Origin of the sequence: Burkholderia sp. Se-20378, from assembly GCF_017104665.1 — a bacterium.
Lineage (GTDB): Bacteria > Pseudomonadota > Gammaproteobacteria > Burkholderiales > Burkholderiaceae > Burkholderia > Burkholderia lata.
The window spans coordinates 1-8,787 of sequence record NZ_JAAGPG010000360.1 but is presented as its reverse complement, the minus strand read 5'-3'; the positions used below and the strand labels follow the sequence as shown (position 1 = coordinate 8,787).

8 protein-coding genes and 1 pseudogene are annotated in these 8,787 nt (G+C 66.1%); 7 read left to right on the top strand and 2 right to left on the bottom strand.

Translation table 11 applies throughout. The features are described from left to right. From G3N93_RS28165 to G3N93_RS28140, 6 genes and pseudogenes are all read left to right on the top strand, one after another. Positions 1–209: pseudogene (locus G3N93_RS28165) on the top strand (substrate-binding domain-containing protein); the annotation flags it as partial. 87 nt (positions 210–296) lie between these two features. Next, positions 297–857 (top strand): GNAT family N-acetyltransferase, encoded by a 561-nt coding sequence (locus G3N93_RS28160; RefSeq protein ID WP_206134429.1) that lies wholly within the window; start codon positions 297–299, stop codon positions 855–857. A 9-nt stretch (positions 858–866) separates the two neighbouring features. Continuing rightward, a complete protein-coding gene (locus tag G3N93_RS28155; RefSeq protein WP_174937653.1) occupies positions 867–1,706 on the top strand; it encodes a MerR family transcriptional regulator in 840 nt (279 codons plus the stop codon). A 123-nt stretch (positions 1,707–1,829) separates the two neighbouring features. After that, complete coding sequence (locus G3N93_RS28150; RefSeq protein WP_206134428.1) at positions 1,830–2,810, top strand: sulfonate ABC transporter substrate-binding protein; 981 nt, start codon at positions 1,830–1,832, stop codon at positions 2,808–2,810. A gap of 334 nt (positions 2,811–3,144) precedes the next feature. Further along, positions 3,145–3,348 carry a cold-shock protein gene (locus G3N93_RS28145; RefSeq protein WP_006485974.1) on the top strand — a complete coding sequence of 68 codons (204 nt, stop codon included), beginning with the start codon at positions 3,145–3,147 and terminating at the stop codon, positions 3,346–3,348. A 277-nt stretch (positions 3,349–3,625) separates the two neighbouring features. Next, positions 3,626–3,850, top strand: coding sequence for a hypothetical protein (locus G3N93_RS28140; protein ID WP_011354757.1), 225 nt, complete (start codon positions 3,626–3,628; stop codon positions 3,848–3,850). Between the two features lie 367 nt (positions 3,851–4,217). On the opposite strand, the gene G3N93_RS28135 is transcribed toward G3N93_RS28140, so the two are convergent. Beyond that, entirely contained in the window at positions 4,218–5,651 is a 1,434-nt protein-coding gene (locus tag G3N93_RS28135; protein WP_206134427.1) for a CoA transferase, read from the bottom strand. 103 nt (positions 5,652–5,754) lie between these two features. Between G3N93_RS28135 and G3N93_RS28130 the strand changes: the two genes are divergently transcribed. After that, positions 5,755–7,050 (top strand): citrate synthase family protein, encoded by a 1,296-nt coding sequence (locus G3N93_RS28130; protein WP_206134430.1) that lies wholly within the window; start codon positions 5,755–5,757, stop codon positions 7,048–7,050. A 240-nt stretch (positions 7,051–7,290) separates the two neighbouring features. Here the strand turns inward: G3N93_RS28130 and speB are convergent, their stop codons facing one another. Continuing rightward, a complete protein-coding gene (gene speB, locus G3N93_RS28125) occupies positions 7,291–8,259 on the bottom strand; it encodes an agmatinase (protein WP_206134426.1) in 969 nt (322 codons plus the stop codon). Positions 8,260–8,787 lie beyond the last annotated feature (528 nt).

Sequence of the window (8,787 nt, the reverse complement as noted above, 5' to 3'; positions counted from 1 at the left end):
CCGGCGTCGCGCTGCTGCCGCGGTTTCTCGTCGACGATCCGGCCGCACACGCCGGTGCGCCGCTCGTCGAGCTGACGGCCGCGCCACGTTGCGACATCGAGCGCGAGATCTGGCTCGTGGTCCACCCGGACGTGCGCCGGTCGCCGCGCGTGCAGCGTGTCGCCGATGCGATCGCCGAGGCCGTGCACGCGGCGGACGGCCGACTGTAGGCGAGTGCCGCCGCACACGGCTTTGCCACGCGCTGCGACGGCCGGCATAGTAGCGGTTTGCGTTCTGAATTCGCCGGACTCGCCGCCATGCCCACCGCCCCCGCCTGCGTCGTTCGCGACGCGACCGACGCCGACCTCGATGCGATCCACGCGATCTATGCGCACCACGTTCATCACAGCGTCGCGTCGTTCGAGGAAGCGCCGCCCGACGTCGCCGAACTGCGCGCGCGCCGCGACGCGGTGCTGCGCCACGCGCTGCCGTACCTCGTCGCCGAATGCGACGGCCGCGTGGCCGGCTACGCGTACGCGACGCCGTACCGCACGCGCAGCGCGTACCGTTTCACGATCGAGGATTCGATCTACATCGACGACGCCCAGCGCGGACGCGGGATCGGCCGCGCGCTGCTCGCCGCGCTGATCGAACGCTGCGAGGCCGGCCCGTGGCGGCAGATGATCGCGGTGATTGCCGACGGCGGCACCGGCGGCTCGACGTCGCTGCATCGCGCGTTCGGCTTCGAGCCGGCCGGCATGCTGAAGGCGGCCGGTTTCAAGCACGGCCGCTGGATCGATACGGCGCTGCTGCAGCGCCCGCTCGGCGAAGGCGCACGCACGCTCCCCGTCTCGCCCGAGCCTGCCACGTCGCGCTAGAATGGCCGCATGTCAAAACAGACTCATTCCACACCCGACGAGGCGGCGCCGGACTCCCGCAACGAGTACACGGTCGACGAACTCGCGCGCGTGTCCGACACGACCGTGCGCAATGTCCGCGCGTACCAGGATCGCGGGTTGCTCGCGCCGCCGGAAAAGCGCGGCCGCGTCGGCATCTATGACGACACGCACGTCGCGCGCCTGAAGCTGATCAACCACCTGCTCGCGCGCGGCTACACGCTGTCGAACATCCAGGACCTGATCAAGGCGATCGACGAAGGCCACGACCTGCGCTCGATCCTCGGCCTCGAAAACGCGATCGGCGGCCGCTGGTCGCACGAGCTGCCGAAGACCTATTCGCTCGCCGCGCTCGCGCAGATGTTCGGCCCGCAGGCGACCACGCAACTGTCGCGCGTGACCGAACTCGGCCTGCTCGAACGGCGCGGCCTGTCGTTCGTCGCAAAGAGCCCCGCACTGCTCGAAGCAGCCGCCGCGATGACGAAGGAAGGCATCCCGCCGCGCGAGTTGCTCGACGTGATCAGCCTCGCGCGGCCGCATTTCGACGCGATCGCGCGACTGCTCGTCGATCTCGTCGTGAAGCGGCTCGACCGCTACGACGCCGGCACGCTGCCGCCCGCCACCGACGTGCCCGAACTGGTCGATGCGATCTGGCGCCTGCGGCCGCTCGCGGCTGTGTTCGTCGAAGGCGAGACGAACCGCGCGCTGGAAACCGCGGCGAGCGCGTATCTCGGCGGCCGCGTTGCGACGATCCTCGACAAGAAGCTCAGCGACGAGGCCGCGCGACAGTCCGGCACACCGGCATCGAAAGACGACAGCGACGAAGCATAGGCGCGCCGCCGTCATATTGATATCGGCAATGCTTCGTTTGCGGGCGTGATCGCCCATGCGACGATTCTTCCAACCGAGCGGCACCACCGCTCACCCGAAGACGTTTTGCATGGAGTCCGTTCGATGATTCGTTTCACCCGCTGGATCGCGCGCACCGCCGCCGTCACGCTCGTCGCGCTGTCCGCCGCGTCGGCCTTCGCGCAAGGCGGCGCCGACAAGGTCGTGCGCATCGGCTACCAGAAGGCCGGCCTGCTGTCGGTCATCAAGGCGCAAGGCTCGCTCGAAGCGCGGCTCAAGCCGCTCGGCTATGGCGTGCAGTGGTTCGAATTCCCGGCCGGCCCGCAACTGCTCGAGGCGCTGAACGCAAACAGCATCGACTTCGGCTATACGGGTGCGCCGCCGCCCGTGTTCGCGCAGGCGGCCGGCGTGCACTTCGTCTATGTCGGCGCGGAACCGCCGGCGCCGCACAACGAAGCCGTGGTCGTGAAGGCCGATTCGCCGATCCGCTCGGTCGCCGGCCTGCGCGGCAAGAAGATCGCACTGCAGAAGGGCTCGAGCGCGAACTACCTGCTGCTCGAAGCGCTGAAGAAGGCCGGAGTGCGCTACGACGAAATCCGCCCCGTGTACCTTGCGCCGGCCGATGCACGCGCCGCGTTCGAGAGCGGCAACGTCGATGCATGGGTCGTCTGGGATCCGTACTATGCAGCCGCGCAAAACACGCTGAAGGTGCGTACGCTGTCCGACTACACGGGCCTCTCGGCGACCAACAACTTCTACGAAGCGACGCGGGACTTCGCGCAGCAGCATCCCGACGTGGTCGGCGCGATCATGAAGCAGGCGCGCGAGACGGGCCAGTGGGTCAACACGCATCCGGCCGACACGGCCGCGCTGATCGCACCGAAGGTCGGCCTGCCGCAGCCGCTCGTCGAAACGTGGATCAAGCGCGTCCCGTTCGGTGCGGTGCCGCTCGACGACAAGATCGTCGCGGCCCAGCAAGGTGTCGCCGATGCGTTTTATGCGGCGAAGCTGATTCCGCAGAAGCTGAGCGTGGCCGACAACGCATGGGTCGATAAAAGCGTGCAGAGTGCGCTCGCGGCGAAGTAGCGGGAACAAAGCGCGCATGGTGTCGAAGAGGCCGACGGACACACGACTCGTCGGCCTTACCCGCGCGTCATGCCGGGTAGCGCGCGCAGTCCGGCAGCCAGGCAGGGCCACATCGCTTCATCCGCCAATCCGACCGCCCGAAGAAACAGTTACAAAGTAGCGATTGACGCCGGCACCGCCCAGCGGTTAGTGTATCGTCCGAAGTTCAAGAAGTCCGATTGCTGTTCATCAATTGATCGCTCCTCAGCGGTATTCGTTGTCCACTCCCTCCTTGATGCTTCACGCGCTCGTTTACAGAGCAAATCTTCGTTTATTTTTTTCTCAAGGAATCTTCATGGATACCGGTATCGTCAAGTGGTTCAACGACAGCAAAGGCTTTGGCTTCATCACGCCCGACAACGGCGGCGACGACCTGTTCGCCCACTTCTCGGAAATTCGCGCCGACGGCTTCAAGACGCTGGCTGAAAATCAGAAGGTGAGCTTCGAAACGAAGCAAGGCCCGAAGGGTCTGCAAGCGGCCAACATCAAGCCGCTGTAAAGTTTGAAGGACCCGGCCTCCCGTAACGGATGCCGGGTTGCAGCGACATCCTCGCGGAGATTGATCTCCCAAAGTTGGCGCGATTGCTCATAGCTGCATCGGTTCATTCAGCAGCTCGCCGAGCGCCACACGCCTCGTTGCACTTCATTCCCCCTCAGGCTGCCAAGCCCTTTTTCGCTTTACGACTGCTTCAGATTCAGCTCGCAATGGCTGTGAATCGGCGTACCCGTGCACATTTGGCACGGCACGCGCGCACTCGAACATTATTAAAATTAAAATGCAGAACAACCAAATTCAACAATACAACGGCTATGCCGTCCAACCCTCGGCGCATCGTTTGCCCGACGGTAGTTTTTCATCCAACCTGCTGCTTGAACGCGCCGGTAGCCCACGCACCGAAGGCCGCTACCAGTTCTATTCGCTCGACTACTTCACGAGTGAGGAGCAGGCGTTGCAGCATTCGGCCCGCTGGGCACGCAACTGGGTCGACACGCGCGGTTAAGGGCAACGCCCGGCCCTCGATCCAGCAACGCACAACGCGCCGGCGGTCTGCGCCGGCCTACCTGCTTCACTAGCCCGCCCCCTCTCCGCCGGTCGCGATAACCGCGATATCCAGGGTTTCGAACCGCTCGACCAACGTATTCCGAACGCGTTCCGTCCGATCAGGCAGGCCCTGGTCGGCAGCCAGGCCGCGGTGGGGGTGCATCGGGAAACACGCCGCCGATCACTTCGGCCGCGTGTTCCAGCATGTTCGTGCACTGTCCGATGATGACGACCTGCGCATGGCACCCGGCGAAATGCGTCGCCGTGGCCAGGTCGATTCCCGTCCCGACGCCACTCACCGACACCCGACGATTCATCGCACCGCCTCAAAGATCGCGGTTCGAAGACAGCCACTCGGGTTCATACGCCCCCAGCGCACGCGCCGGATAAAGCCAACGGAGCGGCGCATCGTCGATCTGCACTGGCGGAAGGAGCCGGGATGCCGGCCCCCACGACGTCGGTTCGACGTGTTCCGCGCGATCACGTTGACCGTCGGCGACCAGTTCGACTACGTCGCTCATGGGCTCCGACCGCAACTGCAACTCGGCCGCCGTGCGCGCCAGCGAAGCGCGAACCTCGGTACCGACGCCCTCTTTCATTCGTGTCGTCAGCCCGCGGATGGCGGCCGTCGCCATCAGGTAGCCGGTCGCATGATCGATGGCCTGAACGGGCAGGTTCACCGGTTCATCGCCGTCCGTCATGCGCATGCCCGCCTCGGCGATGCCCGTGCTCATTTGAATGAGGCTGTCGAAGCCGCGCCGGCAGCGCCATTCACCGCTCCAGCCGTACGCGTCGAGCGACACGTCGATGAGCGCAGGATTCAGTTCGCGCCGATGCGCAGCATCGAGTCCGAGGCGCGCCAGCGCATCGGCCCGATAACCGTGCACGACGATATCGGCGCTGCCGAGCAACTGCTTGAGCGTATCGAGATCCGCGGCATCCTTCAGGTTCAGCCGCGCACACCGCTTGCCGAGGACGACCTCGGGTACCGTGCCCGGTTCTTCCCAGCCGTACGGATCGATGCGCAGCACGTCGGCGCCCAGGCCCGCAAGAAACCGTGTCGCCACGGGGCCGGCGAGAATGCGCGTCAGGTCGAGCACGCGAATGCCGCGCAACGGCCGGTCTTTCGAAGGTCGCCACGCATGCGCGACGGCATCGGTCGCGGCATGAACGTGCAGCAACGGTTCGGTTGCAACCGCCTTGCCTTGCGGATGCCCGGCCCACTCCTGCGCCGAGTACATCGCCGCAGCACAACCGCCGCGTTCGACGATCGCGTGCTCGAGCGCGCCTGCATCCCAGCGATTCACCGCTTGCGCGACCGACGGTGCATCGGCGGCGCAGTCGAGCACCGACAAGGCGGCCAGTCGATGATGCGGCGCGTTGGTGTGCAACCGGATCCAGCGATCGCGCGCCCGATAGTTGCCGGCCACCGGATCCCACTGAGGCGGCATCGTCCAGCCCTGCGGACGCAGCGACGTGCCGAACCACAGCGACGCCATGCGCCGGTCGACCCGTACGGACGGCAACGTTCCGGTCGACGCATGCAGCAATTCGGCAACGGACGTCCCGGCCGCGCCGATCGCCGCCGTGGCCAGGTCTGTTACGCGAAACGCCGAGACCAGTTCGCCCGAGCCGCTGAAGCTGCACGACTCGAGGAACGCCCGAGACCCGCCCGCCGCCAGCCAGAACGCCCGCAGATGACGCAACGCCCGATCCTCATCGGTCGCGGCTCGTTCTCTCGACATTTGATCGATATGCATGTTCGCCTCGCATGAATTGGGTGAGGCAAAGATCGTCTCGCTCGCATTTGCTGTCAACGTTGATTATCCTGATCAACCTGTCGAACGATTTCCCCTGCGCACGATGTCGAACTACCTGAATTCGACCGAAGCCGCGGCAAGGCTCCGTGTCTCGCGGCAAACCCTCTATGCGTACGTCAGCCGCGGCCTGCTTCGTGCGGAACCGGGCAGCAGTCACCGTGAAAGCCGCTACCTCGCGGCCGACGTCGACCGGCTCGCCGATCAACGTGCACGTGGCCACAAGCCGAAGGAAGTGGCGAAGGCCGCGCTGAACTGGGGCTCGCCCGTGCTCGAATCGAGCATCACGTTGATCGACGGCGGCCGGCTCTTCTATCGCGGTGTGGATGCACTCGATCTCGCTGCCCGCGCGAGTCTCGAGGATGTCGCGGCGCTGCTGTGGCAATGCGACGAGCAGACCGCTTTCGGTCGTCACGTGCCCACGACGCCCTCAGTACTGCGAACACTCTTCAGGCACTACGACAAACAACGCGCCGAGCAGGCGCTGCTGCCGCTCTTCACCGTCGCAAGCGAGGACGCGCCAACGGCGATCTGGCATCAGTCGGCCGATCGCCAGGCGCAGGGTTGTGGCGATCTCGTGCGGATCCTGGCGGCATGCCTGCTGCGCACCCGGATCGATACCGCACCCATCCACGAGCAATGCGCACGGGCATGGGGCGTCGGGCCTGCGGGCGCCGAATTGATCAGGATGGCGCTCGTGCTGTGCGCGGATCACGAACTGAACGCATCGAGCTTCACGGGGCGATGCATCGCGTCGACGAATGCGAGCTTGCGGGCCGTCGTGGTCGGCGGCCTGGCCGGCCTGTCGGGCGAGCGGCACGGCGCCACCACCGCGCGTGGCGAAGCGCTGTGGGACGAGCTGGGTAACAAGGACGTCGAGCAAAAAATGAGCGAGCGTCTCGCCCGGGGAGACGGCTTGCCGGGCTTCGGACATGCGCTCTATCCCGACGGCGACGTGCGCGCGACGTATCTGTTGTCGCGGATCCTGCCGCGTCATCCCCAATGGAAAAGGATGATCGATGCAGGAAGCGCGCTCGTCGGCCAGAAGCCCTCGCTGGATCTCGCGCTGGTGGCGCTACGCAGACATTTGCGGCTTCCCGTCGGCGCCGCATTCGGCCTGTTCGCGCTTGGCCGCTCGATCGGCTGGATCGCGCATGGGCTGGAGCAGCGCGAGCAATCCGATCTCATCAGGCCGCGCGCGGTCTATACGGGAACGTGGCCCGATGGCGCCGGTGCGGGGGCGGATCACGCACGATCCCGCGGACGATCGGGAAAGCAGCAAACAACGCAAGCTGCAGCGCCGAAAGACGACATGCTTGCCGCCTTTTTCAGGAGCCGATAGCTTTTCGCTTGATGTGATGACGTCGGCGTACATCATCGGTGACACGCCGACGCTTCGCTGGTGAACGGAAGCAGCAACCTGCTGACGTTTCGCGGATATCGTCAACGGGTCGGCAAGGCCCCTGCCTGGAAATCCGCGAAGACTTCCTTCGCCGGCCCCATGGCATGCGAACGGCAGCCGCGCACCAATCCGGCGATGCGCGCACCGCACCGGCGGCGCGCGCCTGCCCGACATGCTGACTTACTTCAACGCCCCCGCCACCTTCTTCTGCCGCCACAGACACAGCAAGTCACACGCAACATGCGCGGCCGCGATCGCCGTGATATCCGCGTGGTCGTATGCGGGCGCAACCTCGACCACATCCGCGCCGACCAGGTTCACCGCGCCGAGCCCGCGCACGATCGCGAGCGCCTGCGCCGACGACAGCCCGCCCGCGACCGGTGTGCCCGTGCCAGGCGCGAACGCCGGATCGAGGCAGTCGATATCGAAAGTCAGGTAAGCGGGCCGCGCGCCGACGATATCGACGATCCGCCCGACCGCCGCGCGCGATCCATGGTCATGCACCCACGCCGCATCGAGCCGCTCGATCCCGAGAAAATCATCGTTCCACGTGCGAATCCCGACCTGCACCGACGTCGCCGGATCGATCAGCCCTTCCTTCACGGCCTTGTAGAACATCGTCCCGTGATTGAGGCTGTCCGGATCGTCGTCGGCCCACGTGTCGCAGTGCGCGTCGAAATGGATCAGCGACAGCGGCTTGCCGTAGCGCTCCGCATGCGCGACCAGCAGCGGATACGTGATGTAGTGGTCGCCGCCGAGCGTCAGCATCTTCGCGCCGGAATCGAGGATCGTGCGCGCATGCTCGACGATCGCGGGCTTGATCGACAACGGGTTGTGCGCATCGAACCAGCAGTCGCCGTAGTCGACGGCCGCGAGATCGTCGAACGGGTTGAAGCCCCACGGATACGGATGAAGCTCCGCGAGCTGGACGCTCGCCGCGCGGATCGCAGCCGGGCCGAGCCGCGCGCCGGAGCGGTAGGTCGTCGCGAGGTCGAGCGGCACGCCGGAGATCGCGACGTCGACGCCGTCGAGCTCCCGCGAATAGTTGCGGCGCATGAACGACAGCACGCCCGCATAGGTGTTTTCGATCGACGAGCCGTACGGCGTCGTGCGACGGATCGCGCCGTCGCCGTGGAGAAGTTCGGTCATGGTCGGACCTGTTTTCGTGGGGAGGCCAGCCCGCCCCGCTTCGCATGAGCGCACGGGCCGGGCACGGCATGGATTCATCGGGCACGCACCGGCTTGCGCATCCAGTCGCGCGGCCGGGCGGAACAACGACAACGACAGCGACAACGGCAATACCGCGGCGATCATAGCAAGCCGAATTGAAGTCATTGCCCCGGTTCAACCGGGGCAACGCGCGGAGAAATCCGGCGGCCGCGCCCAGGCATCGGGGCCCGCGATCGCCGGATCGATGCGCTGGCGGGCAAGCCGGTGCACGGCGATCCCGGCCGTTTCCTAGAAGGATTCGCCGGTTTTACCACGCCCTTTCTTCCGGATAATGGCCGACAGCCGCGCCCTCGACGGCGCGCCGTCCACCGCAGACAACAACAAACCGGAGACACCCGCCTTGATCGCCACGCTTCCCGCCACCTACCGCCGGCTCTGGCCGCTCGCCGTCGTCGCCGCGCGGCTGTACGGGCTGTCGCCCGCCGCCGCGCCCTATCCCGGCAGACC

Coding starts and splice junctions, on each gene's coding strand:
- G3N93_RS28160 (WP_206134429.1), top strand. CDS start 297: ATGCCCACCGCCCCCGCCTGCGTCGTTCGCGACGCGACCGACGCCGAC.
- G3N93_RS28155 (WP_174937653.1), top strand. CDS start 867: ATGTCAAAACAGACTCATTCCACACCCGACGAGGCGGCGCCGGACTCC.
- G3N93_RS28150 (WP_206134428.1), top strand. CDS start 1,830: ATGATTCGTTTCACCCGCTGGATCGCGCGCACCGCCGCCGTCACGCTC.
- G3N93_RS28145 (WP_006485974.1), top strand. CDS start 3,145: ATGGATACCGGTATCGTCAAGTGGTTCAACGACAGCAAAGGCTTTGGC.
- G3N93_RS28140 (WP_011354757.1), top strand. CDS start 3,626: ATGCAGAACAACCAAATTCAACAATACAACGGCTATGCCGTCCAACCC.
- G3N93_RS28135 (WP_206134427.1), bottom strand. CDS start 5,651: ATGCATATCGATCAAATGTCGAGAGAACGAGCCGCGACCGATGAGGAT.
- G3N93_RS28130 (WP_206134430.1), top strand. CDS start 5,755: ATGTCGAACTACCTGAATTCGACCGAAGCCGCGGCAAGGCTCCGTGTC.
- speB (WP_206134426.1), bottom strand. CDS start 8,259: ATGACCGAACTTCTCCACGGCGACGGCGCGATCCGTCGCACGACGCCG.